This window comes from Magnetococcus sp. PR-3 (assembly GCF_036689865.1).
Classification (GTDB): domain Bacteria; phylum Pseudomonadota; class Magnetococcia; order Magnetococcales; family Magnetococcaceae; genus Magnetococcus.
In genome coordinates this window covers 84,235-104,497 of the sequence record NZ_JBAHUQ010000015.1, presented here as the reverse complement: position 1 = coordinate 104,497, position 20,263 = coordinate 84,235, and the positions used below count along the sequence as shown (strand labels likewise).

The window sequence follows — 20,263 nt, the reverse complement described above, 5'->3', positions numbered from 1 at the left end:
GACGCTCCCTTTTAGTTAGACGGTCGCTTCTACCGGCTCGTCAACAACCGGCTGGATCTTTTGGGCAGGACGTATGCGCGCTTTAAGTGACAGAAGTTTCCCCCCCAAAACCGCCCAACCAACCAGTAAGCAAGGGGTCAAGATGAGGGTTAATGGGGTTGCAAAAGCCAACCCACCGGCAATGGAAGTCGACAGCTGAGTCCACCACTGTGTCGATGGAGAGCCAATCAAAATCTCCCGGCCCATTAGGTCTAGGTTAACCCCAAGCGCCATGGGCATTAACCCTAAAATGGTTGTGACAGCGGTCAGTAAGACGGGACGTAGACGCTGCTCCCCAGCTTGCTTGGCTGCTTGATAAGCATCCAAGCCCTGCCCCCGGAGCTCATTGTAACAGTCAATCAGTACAATATTGTTGTTAACCACAATCCCGGCCAGGGCAATAACACCAATCCCGCCCATCACAATACCAAAAGGTTGATGACTGACCAACAACCCCAACAACACACCTGCCGTTGAGAAGATAATGGCTGAAAGGACAATCATCGCCTGGAAGATATTATTAAACTGAGTCACCAGTGCCAACATCATCAAGAAAATCGCCACGGTAAAAGCTTTACCTAAAAAAGCCACCGTTTCTCGTTGATCTTCATCTTCCCCTTTAAAGGTGACCTCGACCCCACGCCCTAAAGACAGGTCAGCCACCACGGCTTTTAACTGGGTCACCTGATCATCCACCAATAAACCATCAGCCACATCCGCAGAGATGGTGACAACCCGGTTACCATCACTGCGTTTAATGGCATCGACCTTAGGGGCAGGTTCTACCCGTACAAAGTTACTCATGGGAATCATACCCCGTGGCGTCGGGGTACGCAGGGCATGCAGCCGATCAAGATGTCGTGAATTTTCTGGAAAGCGTAGACGAATATCTACTTCATCATCAGCATCATCAGGCCGGTAGGTACCGACCAAAACCCCACTGGTCACCAACTGAACAGCTGAACCCACAGTCACCACATCTGCACCAAACCGGGCTGCTTCCGCACGATCCACCAACACCCGCCACTCCACCCCGGCAGGGGCACGGTCATCTTCTAAATCGACAAAGCCGCCCAAGCGGGCCATTTCATGGCGAATGTTGGCCACCGCATCATCAGGTAGCGCCCCATCAGCAGCCACAACCTTTAACTGCACCGGTTTACCACCACCGGGTCCATTCTCCTGTTTACGCACCTCAATGGTCACACCTGCAACGCTAGCTAACTGTTCCCGTAGCTCATCTAAAATACGGTTGGCAGGGCGACGTTGATGCCAATCCACAAACTCCAACTGGATCACCCCAATGGTATCTTCAGAGCGACCTGCACCACCCCCACGCGCAAAGGAGCGACCGTAGACCACCTTCAGCTCACTATGACCCAGCAGTTGTGCCTCAACCGCCTGCACAACCCGATCTTTTTCATGAACCGAGAGATCACCCCGGCCATGGATAACAATCTGCGCAAGATCGGGTTCAACATCCGGAAAAAACTCAACCCCACGCCCTTTTTCTGCATAGAGCATAAAAGAGCCCATCATCAGGGCCAAAGCCACCATGAATACCTTGGTTGGGTGATGCAACAGATACCCTAAAACTTTGCCATACAGCTGGCTCCACATCCCCACCTTTTGCGTCTGTTCAGGCATCGCACGCCCTGAAGACAAGCCCCCCAAAACCGGCATAAAGACCAAAGCCATTAAGAGGGAAGCCGATAACGCCAGCAACACGGTAAGGGGCAGATATTTCATAAACTGACCAATCACCCCTGGCCAGAACATTAAAGGCATAAACACCGCCAGCGTGGTCACAGTAGAGGCAATAACCGGCCAGGCCATGCGTTTGGCCGCATGCTGAAAAGCCGCCATACCCGCTTCACCCTTTTGCTTACGTTGCTCGGCCTGCTCCACCACCACAATGGCCCCATCTACCAACATACCAACCACAAGGATAAGACTGAACAGCACCACAATATTCATGGTGACACCCATAAGATCCAACGCCATAATGGCCGCAAGAAAGGCCCCAGGAATGGCCAACCCCACCAGCAAGGCGGAACGCACACCCAAAGCACCAACCACCACCATCATCACCAGCGCAATCGCCGCCAGAACGTTGTTCTCAAGATCTCCCAACATATCGCCAATCTGCCGTGATTGATCATTGGAGTATCCAACGGTAATGGGTACGGTCCAGTTTTCCTGGGTTTTTTTTACGGTCTCCTTAACGGCCGCCACCATATCCAGAATATTGGCCCCTACCCGCTTTTTAACTTCCAGGGTAAGGGTAGGCCTACCGTCCATACGGGCAAAACCTTCCGGATCTTTAAGGGTACGTCGTACTGTGGCCAGTTGATCAAACGTAATGACCGTATCTCCCGCCACCTTAACCGGCATGGACAGCAGGTCAGCAATCCCCTCGACCACACCCGGTGCTTTAATGGTCATGCGGCCCAAACCGGTATCAATCGCCCCTGCAGGTACCAGTGTGTTGTTGCGGGAAACCAGCTGCACCACTTCACCAAAACTAATGCCGTGTGTCTCAAGCAGTAGAGGATCCACCAGGATCTCAACCATCTCCTCGCGATCACCACCAATATCCACTTCCAGAACACCGGCCACCGCTTCTATACGATCTTTTAAGTTACGCGCTGTCTTGCGCAGAGTCATGACATCTACCTGTCCAGACAGGGAGACGGTAATGACTGGAAACAGCGCAACATTGATCTCTTGAACCACCGGTTCATCAGACTCAGAAGGCATATCAGGCCGGGCATCGTCCACTTTTTGGCGAACTTTACGTAGGGCCTTTTCCGCATCAAAACCCGCTTCAAACGTCAGGGTAACAGAGGCATTACCCACGGCTGCGACGGCATCCATCTCCTTCAACCCATCCAGACCACGCAGGGCTTTTTCAAGAGGCTTGACCAGTAGCCGCTCCCCATCTTCAGGGGAGATCCCTTCATAACCGACAGAGACGATGATGATGGGAATTTTCACATCAGGATCAGACTCTTTAGGGATGGTCATATACGCTGAGGCACCCGCAATGATGATAAACAGCAGAATCAATACCGTTGTGCGAGCACGGCTAAACGCAGCAGAGATGATGGCATTCATGGTTTTTTCCTACGCTTCCCGTGGTCCTTAAGAGCTCTTATCGGTGGTGACTTCCTGCCCCACCTCTACAAACCCACCACCCAGTGTGATGATCTGCGCCCCTTCAGGAACCCCCATCACCCAAATACCTGTTAACCCAGCCCGTATCACTTTGACGGAATGCCACACAACCACGCTATCCGCCCCCACCACCTTGACGCCTAATTGGCCCTTGCTATCCAAATTCAACAAAGCTGGGGAGAGGTGGTGTGCAAGTGCTTGCGCTAAAGGAATATGTATCTCAACACTCGCGCCCAAAGGTAACGTACTTTGTGGATTATCAATGGACAGTTCCACTTTAAAGGTTCGGGTCTGTTCATCTGCACGGGGACTGATGTAAGAGATTTTACCCGTCCGCTTTTGGCCATCCATCCAAATCGCCTGACCTTCCATGCCTAACGTCAGGTTACCCACTTTCTGTTGGGGTAGATCGGCAACGATTTTAATGGTGTGGTCATCCAGCAGCTCCACCATTTCATCACCCGGCGTAACATACTCGCCCAGCTCCACAAAGCGCTCCCGCACAATACCGTTAAAAGGGGCATAAAGGGTGGAACGTCGAATATCCAAATTAATGGACTCCAGCTCAGCACGGGCAGCTTGCAGGTCAGCATTAGCCTGCTTAACTTTTAAATCTGCTTGAAACCCTTTTTTATTCAGAGATTTTGCGGCATGGGATGCCGCCTCGGCTTGTGCCACATTGGCTTGTGCCAGCACCCGTCTGGCAGCACGGTCATCCCCACTAAGCTGAACCAATGGAGAGCCTTTGGATAGACGTGCACCACGGGCACCCGGCAGTCGTACCACTTTACCTGTGGTCTCACTTTTTAGTGTGGCCACCCGGTTAGGCTGCGCCTGCCCCCGCAAGACCACCTCACGGGTAATCTTTTCCATGGGTATGCGCTCTACCTTAACGTGTGGAAGCACCAAGGCAGGTTCCATCACCCTGGCTGTAGGCGGCGGCGTCTCCCTTGCCCGCACATGGGCACCACCGGCCAACCAAACCGTCATAGCCACAGCCATGATTAGAGCAAGAAAGAGTGAACGTTTCATCTTAAGAGCCTCCCGACTCATAAACAATCCATACCCCCAAAAGGGGTATGGCAGATTCTAAAAAGAGCACCCCATGGGGCCGGGGTTTACGGATCGAGCGTTCCGTTGCCCCATGGGGGGTGTGGGTCACACAGATTAAGTGTGGCAGCATTTTCCGATTTGACCCACATTCAAATCGTGACCAATGGTCACAAAATCGGTCAAAAAAAGCCCCATTCTTCTGTTGCTCGTGCAAACACCAAGAAAAAGGGACGTTTTTCAACAGCTTAATCAAACAAAAAAACAAACATGACGGGGTGAAAATGGACTTAAAACCTACGCACCGCCATCATCTAACAGCCTAGCCGACCTGCCTGTCCATGTAGCACAAACCGGTTAACATGAACTGTGTAATACGCTGGGAAAACTGTTTCTTGTCGACATCATCTTCCAGCTCATTCCAGAGCATGGCCACAGCCCCCTCAAAAACAGCATGGGCGGCCAGCATCATCTCTTCAACAGGGACACTTCGTGGAAAAACACCCTCTTCCATCCCCCGTGTAATAATACCTGCAAACAGTGATTCAAATGCAGCATCCTTATTGATCATCTCTTGGCGATATGCCTCGGGCAAACGCGCACGAAAATCTTTGGCACTGCAGTAGAGCAACAAACGATGATACTTACGTCCAGAGAGGTGCAAATCCCATACCCGCTCCATCAGCTGCCTGAACAGCGGGATAACAGGTTGTTGCATATCGATTTGGTCGGTCAGTGTATGATAAAAATCTTTTCCAAAATCAATCGATAACTGGGCGTAAAGGGTCTCTTTACTGGGAAAATGCTTGTAGATTGTCCCTTTGCCAATTTCAGAGGCTTTGGCAATATCCGCCACTGTGACCGTCTGCCATTCCGCTTGATCCAACAACTCAAGCGCGGCATCCAGTATTTCCCGCTCTCGTCTGGCAAATTCACGCGCTTTACGATCTTGCACACCCATAAGGCCTCCTATTAATGACTGACGGCTATTTTATGACCAGCGGTCACGCTATTCAAGCCTTATTTCGCCCGCTCACCACCGACACACACAAACAGGGTATTGATTTCTTTTTTACAACAGTGAGATAGGCCCCTTATTCAGATATAATTTTTCCATGCAATATCTAGGATCGCCAATGAAAATTGGACTTTTTAGAACACCACAGCCAACGTATGGGCATATGGATTCATCACTCAGTTATAGAGGTCTTCATGCTTGAGCTGCAGTCAACGACGATTTTTAGTACCAGCCTGCTCATTGGTTTGGCTGAAATAGGTGATAAAAGTCAGTTGGTCTGTATGCTTTTGGCCGCTCGTCATCGCCCCCTTCCCGTTCTTTTTGGTGCCAGCTTGGCCTTTATGCTCCTTAACGGTCTGGCCGTAACATTGGGCGCAACCCTGGCTCTTTGGTTACCGCACCTGTGGATCACCCTGGCGGCAACGGTACTGTTTGCTTTTTTCGGGGTTCAAATGCTAAGAACCGCGACCGAGGATGAAGAGGAAGTGCAGGCGCAATCGTCAACATCCAATATTTTTCTTACAGCCTGTGTCATGATCTTTACGGCTGAAATGGGGGATAAAACACAGATTGCCATTGCAGGTTTAGCAACCACATTAAACCCCATCGATGTCTGGCTCGGTGCCACCATAGCTCTGGTCTTAACCTCCTATATGGGGGTGTTTTTTGGGTATAAGCTACTGAATCGCATACCCACCCAACGCTTACATCAAATAGCAGGTCTCTTTTTTTTGGGCATGGCGGCGCTGGCCTTTTCCCGCCTCTTTTAAGACAAAAAATAGCGGGGGGAGAGAACAGGCAAGCGTCATGCTCTGTCCTTAACCGATGAGATGACCGAACAACCCCTTAATCTGAGTCGCATGAGATGGCAGCCCTGTCGTTAAGAGCAAAAAAGGGAAGAACAAATCTCGTTTGCCTGGGGATATTTTTGGAACACGCCATGACAAAAACAACCCGTTGTCCCCTGACCGATAGGAGGCGATAAAGCGATGTTCGATGTACCAGAACAGCTCTGGACCATTAGCTGGATTTTTTTACTTGGTGGTGTGGTCAAGGGGGTGACAGGCATGGGGCTGCCCACACTCTCTTTGGCGCTATTAACCATGACCTTGGGACTGCACCAAGCCATGCCATTGATTGTTCTACCCTCTGTCATCACCAATATTGCCCAGGGCTTTTGGGGTGGCTATTTAAAGGCCTTGCTGACACGTTTGTGGTCACTGCTGCTGTTAGGTAGCATGGGGGTGTGGCTTGGGGTCATACTACTGGTAGAGATCAACCCTTTTTGGCTAACAGCCCTGTTGGGGATTCTGATGATTCTCTATGGTACTGTCGGCTTACTCACCCCCCAGTTTCCACAGCCCGCCCAACATGAACCGTGGCTAACCCCAACGACAGGATTAATCACAGGCCTATTGACCGGCTTAACCGGCTCTGCCGTCACCCCGGCTGTGCTCTATTTCCAGCTTTTACAGCTGCCACGTCCAGCGTTGGTCCAAGCTATGGGCATTTGGTTTGGGCTTAGCAGCCTTGTGCTCGGTGCCGCTCTGGGTCAAGTAGGCCTCTACACCACCCACAGTGCCCTGCTCTCCCTTTGGGCTCTGATTCCAGCTTTTACGGGTATGGCTTTAGGGGGCTGGATACGCAATAGACTCTCAGAAAAGCGCTTTAAGCAATTCTTTTTTCTGGTATTGGTGGCTATGGGCCTACAACTCACTCTACGGGCCGTGAGTCCTTAATTAAAACCGGCCCTGTTGATAATCCTCAAACGCCTGAACAATCTCTTCTCGCTCATTCATCACAAAGGGCCCTCCCCGAGCGACAGGCTCATGCAACGGTCGCCCAGCAACCAACAACATGCGTACCCCTTGATCACCTGCCCGTACAGCAACACGGTCCCCCTGACCCAAAACACCCAACTGCTGAGCAGACAACCGACTGTTTGGGTCCACGACACCATCACCCTCCATAATGTATACAAATCCGTTGTGACCATGGGGAACATGTTGCTCAAAAAGCGTATTTCTTGTCAGGGCAATATCCAGATAGAGCGCATCAACCCATGGCGACTCTACCGGACCCTGTATACCGGCATCGGTAAGGCCGCTAACAACCCGAACCGCCCCACCCTCTTGGGGTAAGTGCTGCACAGGAATAGAGTCAGGCGTAAATTCCTGATAGGCAGGGGGCTGCATTTTTTGCGCGCGAGGTAGATTAACCCATAGCTGAAAACCTGAGAGCAATCCATCCGCCTGTTCTGGCATTTCAGAGTGTTCGACACCTCGACCGGCTGTCATCCACTGGACACCACCAGGTAAGACAACCCCTTCATGCCCCGCACTATCTTTATGACGCATGCGCCCCGCCAAAAGATAGGTGACGGTCTCAAATCCTCGATGAGGGTGCATGGGAAAACCCTGGATATACTCTTCAGGGTCATCAGCATGGATATGATCCAGCAACAAAAAAGGATCCAGCATATTGAGCTGTGGAGATCCGATAAGCCGAGTCAAATCAACCCCAGCACCATCCGACGTTGGCAACCCGGAGGTGATCTGTTTGAGTGTTCGGTACTGCACGCTCCTATCACGGGTTAAAGGTTGGGTATGCATCATAACCTCCTGCAGTTAGTGCTGGTGGGCTCCGTCACAATAGGGGGTTTGGCCACTTTTTCCGCAGCCACATAGATAGAGCGTGGCATCATCCTTAAACTGGGCGATATGGGGCTGAAACGCTGTACCTTTGTGTGCACCATCACAGTAGGGCATATTTTGGCTTTTTTGGCAGGTACAAAACGCCTTCTTTTCCCCTGCTTTAACCGTCACTTGAATGGGCGCCATTGAATCATTGGACATCTTGTATTCCTTTATTTGGATGAAGAAGAGGACTCAACCCTACCCTGGCTAGATGTTCAATAAAAAGCATTATATACTGATCATCTCGATCACTTATTCTTAACAAGGTGGAGTCATGACATTGGAACAGTTACGGGTACTGGACACCATCGTGCAATGTGGCGGTTTTCGCCCTGCCGCAGAACAGCTACACCGTAGCCAGTCTGCCCTGAGTATGGCGCTGCGCAATTTGGAAGATCAACTGGGTCTACAACTGTTTGACCGTAGTGGCTACCGTCCTGTTCTAACCCCCCAAGGGCACGCCTTACATCAGCAAGCACAACTTGTTTTACAGCGGGCTGACAGCCTAAAAAACCTTGCTCAACAGTTGGCCAACGGTGCAGAGCCAGAGTTAAAAATTGCCATTACAGCGTTGGCCTATATGCCTCCTATTCTCAAACAGATTCAACACGTCAGCCTGAAGACACCACACACCAAACTGACGGTGTTGATGGAGAATATGAACGGAACCTTGGAACGTCTGGAAGATGGTGATGTGGATATGGTGATCACCGAACAACAACCCCAAGCTGCCCACTACACACTCCACCCCATACAAAAGAGCCAAATGGTGCCCGTTATCGGTACCAACACCTCACGCGCCACAAACACAGAGATCCTTAACAAAGAGGATCTTGAAGGGTGGGTCCAGGTTGTGGTCAGAGATACCAGCCGCCATACCGCCCCCATGAGCGCAGGGCTTCTATCTGGGGCCAACCACTGGGTTGTTAACGACTTTCAGATGAAAAAACAGATTATTGAAGCAGGTTTAGGGTGGGGAAATATGCCTATACATCTGGTAGAGGAGAGCCTGAAAGAGGGGAAGCTGCTCCAATTAGAGGGCGAAGATTTTCATACCATAGATCTACCCATTTATGTGGTGCGCCATCACCAGCACACCATGGGACCTGTGGCTCAACTGTTATGGGATGGATTGAAAAAAGCGGCCTAACCCACGTTCACTTTACGGCTTACCACCGCCAACCAGTTCTGTTCAGATCGGGGTTTGCCGGCTGGTCGATAATAATGAGAAATGGGTTCAAATCCAGCGGCCTGCAAGAAATCTTGATAGACTTCCAGCTCCATATAGTGACCATAGCGTTCGCCCTGCCACCCCTCGGTTTCACCACGCGGGTTTGAAGAGAACAGGATACCGCCAGCGTTTAGGGAATGGGCCAACTGGGACAACACCACAGGCAAATGATCACTGGGCACATGAAAAAGCGAAGCGTTGGCATAAACCCCATCAAAACGGCCCTGGGGTAGGTCCAACTGAAGAAAATCCTGATGCAGAACGTCACACTGGGCATACGCACGGGCCATACGACAAAAGGCGGCACAGCCATCCAAACCTGTGGGCTTATGTCCACGATCTTTAAATGCCTTTAAATCCCGCCCAGGCCCACAACCAAAATCTAAAATACTCAAAGCTCTATGGTCAGGTAAAGCGGCCAGCAAAGCTTCAATATTTTGTTCAACGTCATGATCACAGGTTGCTTGCCAAAAAATATCCGCACGTCCTTCATAATGCCCAATGGTACGACGGCTGATCTGCTTATGATGTACACTAAGATTTTGTTTAGACATAGGGTTCTTTAATCATAAAGCGCAGTGGTTATCACAATGATTGCCGCGTCCACGGCTGTATTAGAGGTCTGTTTCCAAGGCGCACTGATTACGCCCCTGCTCTTTGGCCAAGTAAAGGGCACGGTCTGCGCGGCCTAGCAATGTATCCCCCTCCTCGTCCTCATGGTAGAGACTAACCCCAAAACTGGCCGTGCACTTTCCGACCCCCGGAAAATGGTGCGAGTCTATGATCATTCGTAGATGCTCTGCCAGTTTAGCTGCACCGTCTAGCTTAGCATTGGGGCAAAGGACTAAAAACTCCTCCCCCCCCCAACGCCCCACCAAATCGGTTCCGCGAATATGGTCTTTGAGCAGCTGGGCTACACCGGTTAAGACCAGATCACCAACCTGATGCCCAAACCGATCATTAATCTGTTTAAAATGATCAATATCCAACAGAATAATGGCAAAAGAGGCGTTGTAACGCTTGGCCCGACTCAACTCTTTAGCACACTCTTCATCTAACTTTAAGCGGTTATGAACACCCGTTAGAGGGTCGGTAATGGATATTTGTGCCAGCTCTCTATTTTTATCTTCTAACTGAGCCGTACGTTGCGCCACTTTAGCTTCCAGCTCATCATTATGACGCTGGATAATTTCCTGGCTTTTTTGTAAGGAGGCCTGAGCTTTTTTCCGCTCGGTTACCTCTTCCTGCAAAGAGCGTGTTTTAAGCGCTACTTGCCGTTTAAGAAGCAGGTTGATCAAGCCCAAGATCAATACCACCCCCACCGCCATGGTTAAGGCACGTATCAGCCATTGGTAGGTCCGCTTATCGGCATCCCCTTCTAACCAACTTTGATGGGATTGGTAATAGAGCGAACTACGGTCCTCCCTGAGTTTTTTCAGTTCATCACCCAAGGTTGCTAACAGCGCTTGATGTTTCCCTTTTGGGGCCGCGTAGGAGACATTGATGGGATTAAAAATAATGGTGGAACGCGTGATATGATACGCCCGCTCATGCAATAGGCCATACAGACGGCTGATCACCCCTGCATCCACCTGGTTTTTATTCACCATACGTAGCACTTCTGGGTTGGATGCAACCTCAACAAACTCCATTTCAATACCAAAATCCAAGACTGTTTTTTTGAAATTTTGATAGTGAATATCTTTGCTGAAGACAGCCACACGCTTGCCTTGCAGGTCCAGGATGGTATTGACTTTTGAGCCTTTTGGTAAAAACACTTGCCCCCAATTGGCAAACACATCGGTATGCGGGTAATCAAATATTTTTTCACGGGCTGGCGAACGGGCAATGGCCGCTAAGAGGTCAATTTTTCCGGTTTGCAACTCATGGTACACATCCCCCCAGGAGCCAAAACGCCACTGGATTTCCCATCCCTCCAAAGCCGCGACATGGTTGAGCAGGTCGGCAAAAAAGCCTTTCACCTCTCCATCACTATCCCGGAAAAGAATGGGTTTATTCTCATAAGCACCAACCGTAATAACGGTCTGCGCGGCAACAGCGGGTGCTGAAAGCACAGTTGAGACAAACAGCAGACCAGCCAAGACAAACCACACAAAAAATTGTCGTATACCTCTAGCCCAGGCCCGACACATAACCACCCCCTGCGGACGATACAAGCATTTTTGTAACACAACAGGGAAAGTCTATGCCCTTTCCTGACAAGAAACCATTGAAATCAGGATAAAGAGGAATAATCACAAAAGATCTTAATGTGACCGTAATTTAAGAGGCAGCTATGGAGATTGTACAACAGCACTGCCATAAGAACCTGATTTCTTGATAAGCGTTGGCTCGGCTTTGTTAGCTTTCTTGCTCTTTGTCCAGCAACAGCTGTTTGCGTTCCACCCCCCACCGGTACCCTGTAATTGCCCCTTTTTTACCAACCACCCGATGGCAAGGGATAGCCACCCCAATACGGTTACTGGCACAAGCTCGGGCCACCGCACGAACAGCACGGGGGTTGCCATACATCTGGGCTAACGCACTATAGGTAACCACCTGCCCAGCCGGAATGGTTAACAACAGTTTCCAAATACGCTGTTGAAAAGCGGTTCCTTGAATATCCAAAGGCAGGTCCAAACCACGCTGCGGCTGATCAAGAAAGTGGACAACAGCTTGCAGGCTCTGCACAAAAGAGGCACCACCTCTGTGTAAATGAGCTTTAGGAAATTGCTGGTTTAGAAGTTCGAGACAGCTCTCTTCATCATCCCCAAACTGAATACTGCAAATACCACGTTGCGTCATGGCAACCATCACCCAGCCAAGATAACAACGGCTCATGCCATAGGAGATCTCCACCCCTTCACCTCCACGACGTAGCTGGGTTGGCGTCATACCCAACTGTTGATCAACCGCCGCATACCCCCGACTACTGGTATTATACCCTGCCGCATAGATCGCTTCTGTCACACTCTCAGCCTGCAGCAACTGCGCCCGTAACCGATCCTGTTGCCGCTGCATGGCAAACGCCTTAGGGGTGATATGCAACCACTTTTTAAATAAACGGGTCAGTCGCCAGGGGGTTATGTCCAACTGTTGCGCAACACGCTGAAGGGTCACCCCCTCCTCAGCCGTCAGCAACGCACATGCTTTTTTGAGCAATAGCGGCTCACCTTCGGGCTCTTGCAGATTAGGTTTGCAGCGTTTACAGGGACGAAAACCAGCATTTTCAGCCTGTTGCTGATCATCAAAAAAGCGGACATTTTCTCGCTTAGGCCGCCGTGAACTGCAGTGGGGGTAGCAATAAATACCGGTACTCGTCACACCATAAAAGAAAGGAAATGCTTTGGGTGTTTGGCGTTGTAAAAGCTGTTGCCAACGCCACTCATTCTGATCGAGCTGAGATTCAGGCATGTTCCCTCCCCATTAATAGCATGGTGTTTTTGGATGGATCGAAACCCTACATCCAGAGATGTGCTCATGAACCTGCCCCCAACAAAGCGGTCACCCCATGCAACCAAACCAAGGCAACAGACTCTTAAGCCACAACGAAGCCACCCCACAGGGCTTGTCCTCACATGTGGGTTCCTATCCTGCGCTATTTGCTACCAACGGACATCCTGTTTTTTGCAGGTTATTCTTTTGAGCCATACCACCCTTGTGTCAAAAGCTCCTTTACCCTGCAAGCTTCTCACGGTTTCTAAAAGCCGGGCCCTTTAGCCTCATAGGAAAACATTCTTAGCCAGCCCCAAAGATGAAGCTCTCTTGATAAACTCTATCCATGACCAACCGATGGCTAAACCATGAGGTGATGCCATGCTTCTGTATTAAAAAAGCCTGTTGGAGGCTTGCCCATATCGCTTGGCAGAACTTAAGAAAAGCCCAATGGAAAAACCAACTTAAGCGTTGGGTATATTCTTACCTATAAAAGCACGCTTGATTTTTAGAGCAACTCACGCCAGGATCAGGTGTTTTCACCTTAACCCCAAAGGATTCCAGTATGTTTACGACCCTGCGTCCACTCTATGCCCTGCTGTTGGCTTTTGTCGTTCTACTGTCCGGTTGTTCCGAACCCCCTTATACCAATGTAGACAATGCCAAACTGCAACAGTTGGTGGACCAAGGGGTACCACTGTACGACATCCGCCGTCCAGAAGAGTGGCGCCAGACGGGTATTGTCAAAGGGAGTAAACTGCTGAGTTTTGTTACCCAAGGCGGTCAAGTCTACCCCGACTTTTTTCCGCGTTTTACCCAAGAGACCAAACCTGAAAAGCCGGTTGTGCTCATTTGCCGTACAGGCAACCGCAGCGCCTACCTAGCCAAATATTTAATTGAGAAAATGGGTTACACCACCGTGTATAATGTGGCAGCAGGTATTACTTTATGGCGTAAACAGGGCCTCCCTGTGGTACGTCCATAAACGCTTAATCAAGGCTCAACCAGCCAGGGAGATCCATCATGTCCAGCATTGCCTTAACCATTGGTAATCAAAACTATTCAAGCTGGTCATTACGTCCCTGGCTGGTGCTTAGCATGGCACAGGTGGATTTTTCCACCACCATCCTGCCACTCTTTCAAGTGGATCATGAAACCATCATGGGGCGTCATACCCCAGCTGGTAAGGTGCCTTTTTTACAACACGATGATTTGGTGATTTGGGAATCCCTTGCCATCTGTGAATACATTGCGGAGCTCTATCCTAACGCTCAACTATGGCCAGAAGATCCCCAACAGCGCGCCCATGCCCGCGCCATGGCCACAGAGATGGCAACCGGTTTTTTTGGCCTACGTAATGAATTTCCCATGAATATTCGTCGGCAAGTTTTAGGCATACCCCCAAGCCCCAGCACCCAGAAGGAGATTGAGCGCATTCAAGCTACCTGGGTCCAGGCACTTCAGCAAAAAACCCCGGATAGTGGCCCCTTACTGTTTGGACATTTTACCATTGTAGATGCCATGTATGCTCCCGTGGTTTTCCGCTTTAACAGCTATGGCTTATGTGAAGATGAGACCTGCCTAGCCTATATGCAAGCCATGCTTGATCTCCCCCCCATGCAGGCATGGGCAGAAGCTGCCGCCAAAGAGCCATGGACCATTAAACAAGCTGAGCTCAACCCACCCACCTAAGAGGACCAATCCATTACGTTTGGTGGTTCTAACCCAGCATTAAGCTTTGGACATGCCTGAGGTTCACCTAAACGGGTCTGCAGCGGAACAACACCCGCCCAGACGGGCCAATCATAATCTTCCGGCTCATCGACCGGAGGATCTGAACGCATTTTTATGGATCCCTCATCGATCGGCATCGAGAGCACCCCGGTTATGGCAACCTCCTGCTCCGTCATAGGGCGTAGTTTTGACCACCGTCCCGGCGCTACTTTTTCAATTAAGTTTTGCAGTTGTCGAGCTTTTTCCTGAGGATCCGTTACCATCTCTGGTTTACCAAACAACATCAATGAACGATAGTTAACCGAGTGATGAAAAGCTGAGCGCGCCAGCACCAGTCCATCAAGCAACGCAAAGGTCAAACAAACCGGTTGCCCAACTATTCCACCCCCCATACGCCCCTTCAATGCAGCATGCCAATAAACCCGATCACCTGCTCGCCAATGGCTGGTTGGCAGCACAAAAGGCTGCCCATCCATTTGCATACCCATATAGGCCACCAACGCTTCATCCATAATGGTATAGGCAAGTTGGCGATCATAATGGGCACGTTTACGACCCCGTTTTACCTGCGCATGACACCCTTGTTTTAAAGGTTCTGTCGTATGAAGTGGGCAAGAAGACATCTGAAACTCCTACTTTTAAAAGGCATCCCAAAAAAATATACCCACATGCTATGCTTGAACTGGCTATTTTAAAATATCCAGTTTTTATAATTATAAAGGGTCCAGTTATGCGCTTTAAAGAAGATCTAGCCACACTGGGTCTAAACATAGATCCACACGCAAAACCTGCCCTGTACCTACAGCTGGCCCAACAGCTACAAACTTTGATAGAAAATGGCCGCCTATCTGTTGGTATGCAGCTACCCTCCAGCCGTAAATTGGCTCAACAGCTTGGGGTTTCTCGCACAGCAACCCTCAATGCCTATGAGCAGTTAATGTCACTAGGTTTGGTGATCAGTCGCCCGGCATCCGGTCTCTATGTGGCAGAACGTCTGCAACCACCCCCGTCTCAAACCATCTCTTCCATTAAACCGACAACCGCCCACGCCCCCCTAAGCCAGGGGATTTTTGATCCTGGACCTGATCCATCCTTATTTCCCAGTCAAGATTGGGCACGCTCATTGGCTAAGGTGTGGCGAAAACCCGACCCCAGTTTACTCCGGGATATCCATGTCGGTGGCTACCCAGCCCTTCGCCGTGCCATCGCCCACTTGGTTAATATGCTCAGAGGCGTCGAGTGTTCGGAAGATCAGGTTGTTGTAACGGCAGGCAACCGCGATGCTTTGGGTTTGATCACACAGACCTTACTTAAATCTGGAGATACCATTGCCATTGAAGATCCCTTTTACCCCCCCATATGCCATGCCTTAAAACAGCTAAACTTCAAACTTGCCCCCACCCCAGTAGATGCCGAAGGCATGACCCTACCCCAAAGCCCCCACCTTATGGCTTGGATGACACCAGCCTGTCAGTTCCCCTTAGGGATGAGCATGTCTACCCAACGACGTTTGCAGTGGCTCAACCTACTTCAACAGAGTACCAGCTGGTTGGTTGAAGACGACTTTAATGGCGAGTTTCACTACCATAAATCACCACAACTACCTCTCTATCAATTGGCCGCCAACCAAAACCCTGCCCTATGTGAACGCATGATCATGGTAGGGAGCTTGTCCAAACTGATGTTCCGCACCCTGCGCATTGGCTATATCATCGCCACCCCACGCATGGCACAAAGACTGATCGACACACAAAAGAGCGTTAGCCCACTCAGCTCTGTGCCCATTCAACCCGCCATCGCTGATTTTTTAGGTCAAAGATCATATGCCACCTACTTAAGACGTATGCGCCGCTGTTACCAGCAACGGCGGGATTATCTCTATGACCAACTAACCACCCATCTTTCTGATCCGTTAAGGGTAAGCAAACCCCAGCGCGGTATGCATATGGTGGCCTCTTTTCACCCCACCGTAAAACCGCATGATCAACAGATTGAAAAGCTTCTACAAAGCCAAGGTATCTATGCTCCTGCCCTATCCCAACACTACCAACAAGGGGGGCAACAGGGTTTGATTCTGGGATTTTCCGGCGCCAACGAACAAGCTCTAAAAAAAGGCATCGCGCAGTTACAAGCATTGCTACTATAAAACAGTGGCGCATGACCAACGTTAAGGCACAACAAGCACACAACTTTTTAACTTTCGATCATTAACTTGTATCATCATGCACATTTCTCTTACCCAAGTGACGACCACCTCCCAATGAAGCTGATCCACATGCAAGGTTAGATTCAATGAGAAAGCAACCTCTTGAGACCCCCTATAACATAACCCCTCAAATTTTTGTGTGACGTCTATAAACAGTGCGCTTCAAACTTCACACTCAGCCCATTAAACACTGCATGAGTCCTAATTTTTTAAACGCACATAATGATTTTTATCATCTTTCAAAATCAACAATACGTTTCTTCCAATAAGATCAGGGACATTGATAAAACACTTCAACACTATTGGAAGTAACAAACAAAAAAATAGGTGATGCTTCAGCTCTTTAGTTGAAGGTTAATAATAACCCATATTAACTATTTGCTCCGTACAGGGGGGAACTCCACTGAATACGACAAAAACACGATCACCCTGGTTGTTATTCGAGCAGACAGGAGCTATCTAGTTGCTGTGACATACTTTGATTAAAGGTACGTTTTCCAAAAAACCGATGACCATTATCTCATGGGATATTGCTCTGTACTTAATTGATGAAGGATAGCCGAGGTGGTGAGATCACCGGTCTATTTTGCCATAAACTGAAAAGAGCGAGCCAACCCAGCAAAGTTCCAACACAGGACAACCATCATAGCCACAGCATTATCCTCATAAAAAGGAGGTGGCCAAGACCCCACAAGGGAAAAGCCCATAGACTTTAATTGTATGCCATTCTTAAAAATAAACCATACAATCACGCAAAATAAAATTCGTTCTGTTTTTTTTTGCTTTAATTTCCGCTTAAAAATCTATTTAATATAACTAGACATTACACTTTGATTACTTTTCACATTGCGCTAGCTGAAAGGTGCCATTTCAATGTTTATGACTCGGCTCTCTTTAATCTTGATTGTACCCATCTTCATATCCTTGCTTTTTTCCTATTCAGCTACAGCAGGAGCTGCACAACCTCACCCCACCACAAACGAAACAGTAGCACAAGCCTCCCCCCCTCACCAAAACCAACAATTGATGCAGAATTTGCCTTAAAGTCCCTAGGTAATGCTGAGAAGGCATTTTCTGGTCTTGTTAGTAATTTAAACATTGCCATCACCTTTGGCGGCACCTTGATTGCTCTTATAGGTTTAGTCGGCATCATCCTTATTGGACGCCAGGGTGATAAACATAAAAAAGAGTTAGAAGAAAAAATTGAGTTCCGTGACAAATCAACCGCAGAAAATCGAGAACTTTACGAAACTGGACTTAGCACACGTTTTGATCAGTTGTCCAACGATGTTGAAGAACGATTAACGAAACTGCAATCTACACTACCGACGGAAATTGAACGGATCGCCCTACAATCTTCAGGCGAAACAACTCGTTATTTAAAAGCTTTTAAGGATGATGTTATACAACTTCAAAAGGAGATGGAGGAATATAAGGGTATTCTATCAATAGCTAAAGAATCATCTGAAGAGATCAAATTCGAAAACGCAGACCCATATCTCGATTACCTTTTTGTTAAAAACCTTAACAGACCGAGTGAAATGTCCAATGACATAGAGAAAGAGCGCCTTGAAGCAGTTGATCGCCTCAAACGAATCATCCGTTTAGGACTAGAAGGTCGGATAGAGAGCAATCTTTTATTCAATTCAGGCATGGCCGCTTCTAGGGCTGAGCTTGAAAATGAATCGTTGCAGCTATTCACGATAGCATCGTGGGCTTCCCCCTTCGCCAGTTATGAATTAGCGTTGTATAGGCTTCAAATGACGATGGGGAGAAAATATGAGATCAAAGATGATGGTAATGGGGGCTTTAAGCTAGAACTGCACTCTGGTGGCGGCGAGATATCTGAAAATATCATTGCAGACGCCTTCACAAATGCGTTAATTGCGGCCTCGGACAGCCCTTTACCACAAAGTGGAATTACATATAACGAATTGTGGAACATGGCACACCATGTTCGTTCAGTGGGTGGTTTTGAGCGTATGCGCGATATACTTGAGGCATCATTAAGGGCTCGTTTAGGAGAACAAATTATAAAGGAAGATTTCTCACATGATGCTGATCAGGAACATTTTTCTCAGGAAGTTTGGGACCGCCAAAAAGGTAAAGCCATTCCATCATATTTGCCAGGTAAGCTGTCTGTGACCTATTCATTGATCGGAATCGGAAATTGGGTTGAACAATATAAAAAATACCTTGAAATGGGAGTGAAAATTGCAGCGACAGAAAGTCCTTTAACAACATGGCGAGATGACTTTATTCGAGAGGCTATAAACACTGCCCTCGGAATTCAGATGAAGGACGATTTAGACGAGTTATTCCAACGATATGGAGTGAAAACTGGGATTTCATCTGATGAACCCGATGCTCGCAAACTCTTTCAAATGTTACATGATGCCACTCAATCCGATGAATCCGATGAATCCGATGCTCTTGAATTTTTAGAAAGGTTGCGTGCTCTCTAAAGATGAGAAAACCGTTCTGATTCCGAATTAATGATGGAGCAACACGTTTCTGGACATTATTTTCCGCAGAAACTGAGAATACCCTGTCACACTGCTCAGCAGTCATATCGCCATGAATTGAGCATGTTCTTTGGCGAGTGTAAGAGACCTCAATCTACATAAAGATGGCCTACTTAGCCTCCTCCCCCGAAAACAGAGTTGATCTCCAATCCACTCTGTTTTCGGGGCGCCAAAAAGCACTCGCCTGACCTGTTTTCCCTACAGTCGCTAAGGGAGCTTTACGCTTTGTCGATATTCTTTTTCCTTGAGCAGGTCTATGTAGAGATTGGAGATGTTTATCGTCACCGCATACCATAGTTAGAGGTTATTCATGCTTCTAACCTTGGTGGTGGCGCAGTGAACTCTCGACATTACTTTCAAGACTGCGAATGATCATTCAATAGGATTAAGATCTGGGCTGTACGGGGAAGGTGGGAGGCGTACCTGACCATCTCTTGCAAGTATTTCAGCAATCTTCCCTTTTATTGTGGAAACTAGCATTATCCATAACGATCACACTGGGCTCTTTCAATTGAGGCTATCGCATCTTTTCAATCCATGCCTCAACCAACGGAGCATGACACGACCCCTCAAAGATCAAGGGCGTTAGCCACTCATTACCGCGCTGGGTCATGTTAAGTCGCCATAGACCTTCTCACCCTTTGGTGCCCACGTATGACGGTGAATCACCTCTTCTTCAAATCAACCTTCATATAATTAGCCTCAATTTTTAATAACTTTACTAATAAATATATTGATACATACCAGCCCAATCATACCCTCTTTTTTCTGTACACCTCTCAATGTAGCGCTTCATTTTTTTTACCCATCCAAAGCTTCCTTAGCGCAGCACTGATGGTGGTATCACAAACCCCGAAATGAACAGCGTGCGCTCTTTGCAAAGCATCTGGCTAGGCTTTGACCTGCTTCTATCAAGGCTGCCTTGTTTATCTTTCGCTCCCTAGGAACGCTTGGGATTGATTCCTGGCTGTCTCGTGACAATCAATGGTAAACCGTCGCTCGACTTACTTGAAAATTCCGGGCGGCCTCGACCTTCTTACCTACGGATTCCACGAAGCCGATCTCGTTGGGGGCGCTCGATGTCATCACTCATTATCGATACTTATAGACTGTCTAACTTTGATTTATAGTGGCTATAAAACTGATCGTATT

The 20,263-nt window shown here is 48.7% G+C and carries 16 protein-coding genes; 7 read left to right on the top strand and 9 right to left on the bottom strand.

Features of this window, described 5'->3' with window-relative positions:
• Nucleotides 1–15: 15 nt before the first annotated feature.
• The 3 genes from V5T57_RS10510 to V5T57_RS10500 form a co-directional block, all read right to left on the bottom strand.
• A complete protein-coding gene (locus V5T57_RS10510) occupies nt 16–3,156 on the bottom strand; it encodes an efflux RND transporter permease subunit (RefSeq protein WP_332891168.1) in 3,141 nt (1,046 codons plus the stop codon).
• Nucleotides 3,157–3,183: 27 nt separating this feature from the next.
• Nucleotides 3,184–4,248 (bottom strand): efflux RND transporter periplasmic adaptor subunit, encoded by a 1,065-nt coding sequence (locus V5T57_RS10505; RefSeq protein WP_332891167.1) that lies wholly within the window; start codon nt 4,246–4,248, stop codon nt 3,184–3,186.
• Nucleotides 4,249–4,588: 340 nt separating this feature from the next.
• Nucleotides 4,589–5,227 carry a TetR/AcrR family transcriptional regulator gene (locus tag V5T57_RS10500; RefSeq protein ID WP_332891166.1) on the bottom strand — a complete coding sequence of 213 codons (639 nt, stop codon included), beginning with the start codon at nt 5,225–5,227 and terminating at the stop codon, nt 4,589–4,591.
• Nucleotides 5,228–5,478: 251 nt separating this feature from the next.
• Between V5T57_RS10500 and V5T57_RS10495 the strand changes: the two genes are divergently transcribed.
• Nucleotides 5,479–6,054, top strand: a complete 576-nt coding sequence (locus V5T57_RS10495; RefSeq protein ID WP_332891165.1) for a TMEM165/GDT1 family protein — start codon at nt 5,479–5,481, stop codon at nt 6,052–6,054.
• A gap of 219 nt (nt 6,055–6,273) precedes the next feature.
• Nucleotides 6,274–7,023 (top strand): sulfite exporter TauE/SafE family protein, encoded by a 750-nt coding sequence (locus V5T57_RS10490; protein WP_332891164.1) that lies wholly within the window; start codon nt 6,274–6,276, stop codon nt 7,021–7,023.
• On the opposite strand, the gene V5T57_RS10485 is transcribed toward V5T57_RS10490, so the two are convergent.
• Nucleotides 7,024–7,896 carry a pirin family protein gene (locus V5T57_RS10485; protein ID WP_332891163.1) on the bottom strand — a complete coding sequence of 291 codons (873 nt, stop codon included), beginning with the start codon at nt 7,894–7,896 and terminating at the stop codon, nt 7,024–7,026. It abuts the gene before it with no gap.
• A 15-nt stretch (nt 7,897–7,911) separates the two neighbouring features.
• Nucleotides 7,912–8,139, bottom strand: coding sequence for a CDGSH iron-sulfur domain-containing protein (locus V5T57_RS10480; RefSeq protein ID WP_332891162.1), 228 nt, complete (start codon nt 8,137–8,139; stop codon nt 7,912–7,914).
• 115 nt (nt 8,140–8,254) lie between these two features.
• Between V5T57_RS10480 and V5T57_RS10475 the strand changes: the two genes are divergently transcribed.
• Nucleotides 8,255–9,130, top strand: coding sequence for a LysR family transcriptional regulator (locus tag V5T57_RS10475; RefSeq protein ID WP_332891161.1), 876 nt, complete (start codon nt 8,255–8,257; stop codon nt 9,128–9,130).
• Here the strand turns inward: V5T57_RS10475 and V5T57_RS10470 are convergent.
• From V5T57_RS10470 to ada, 3 genes are all read right to left on the bottom strand, one after another.
• Entirely contained in the window at nt 9,127–9,765 is a 639-nt protein-coding gene (locus V5T57_RS10470; RefSeq protein ID WP_332891160.1) for a class I SAM-dependent DNA methyltransferase, read from the bottom strand. The genes V5T57_RS10475 and V5T57_RS10470 overlap by 4 nt on opposite strands.
• A gap of 60 nt (nt 9,766–9,825) precedes the next feature.
• The gene (locus tag V5T57_RS10465) at nt 9,826–11,364 is read right to left on the bottom strand and encodes a transporter substrate-binding domain-containing diguanylate cyclase (protein WP_332891159.1); all 1,539 of its coding nucleotides are present in this window, start codon (nt 11,362–11,364) and stop codon (nt 9,826–9,828) included.
• Nucleotides 11,365–11,572: 208 nt separating this feature from the next.
• A complete protein-coding gene (gene ada, locus V5T57_RS10460; RefSeq protein WP_332891158.1) occupies nt 11,573–12,625 on the bottom strand; it encodes a bifunctional DNA-binding transcriptional regulator/O6-methylguanine-DNA methyltransferase Ada in 1,053 nt (350 codons plus the stop codon).
• Between the two features lie 586 nt (nt 12,626–13,211).
• Here ada and V5T57_RS10455 point away from each other — a divergent pair.
• Nucleotides 13,212–13,631 (top strand): rhodanese-like domain-containing protein, encoded by a 420-nt coding sequence (locus tag V5T57_RS10455; protein ID WP_332891157.1) that lies wholly within the window; start codon nt 13,212–13,214, stop codon nt 13,629–13,631.
• A gap of 38 nt (nt 13,632–13,669) precedes the next feature.
• Nucleotides 13,670–14,338 carry a glutathione S-transferase family protein gene (locus V5T57_RS10450; protein WP_332891156.1) on the top strand — a complete coding sequence of 223 codons (669 nt, stop codon included), beginning with the start codon at nt 13,670–13,672 and terminating at the stop codon, nt 14,336–14,338.
• Here the strand turns inward: V5T57_RS10450 and V5T57_RS10445 are convergent.
• Nucleotides 14,335–15,003, bottom strand: a complete 669-nt coding sequence (locus tag V5T57_RS10445) for a pyridoxamine 5'-phosphate oxidase family protein (protein WP_332891155.1) — start codon at nt 15,001–15,003, stop codon at nt 14,335–14,337. The genes V5T57_RS10450 and V5T57_RS10445 overlap by 4 nt on opposite strands.
• A gap of 107 nt (nt 15,004–15,110) precedes the next feature.
• Here V5T57_RS10445 and pdxR point away from each other — a divergent pair, with 107 nt between their 5' ends.
• Nucleotides 15,111–16,526 (top strand): MocR-like pyridoxine biosynthesis transcription factor PdxR, encoded by a 1,416-nt coding sequence (gene pdxR, locus V5T57_RS10440; RefSeq protein ID WP_332891154.1) that lies wholly within the window; start codon nt 15,111–15,113, stop codon nt 16,524–16,526.
• A gap of 890 nt (nt 16,527–17,416) precedes the next feature.
• Nucleotides 17,417–19,051, top strand: a complete 1,635-nt coding sequence (locus tag V5T57_RS10435) for a hypothetical protein (protein ID WP_332891153.1) — start codon at nt 17,417–17,419, stop codon at nt 19,049–19,051.
• Nucleotides 19,052–20,263: the final 1,212 nt, after the last annotated feature.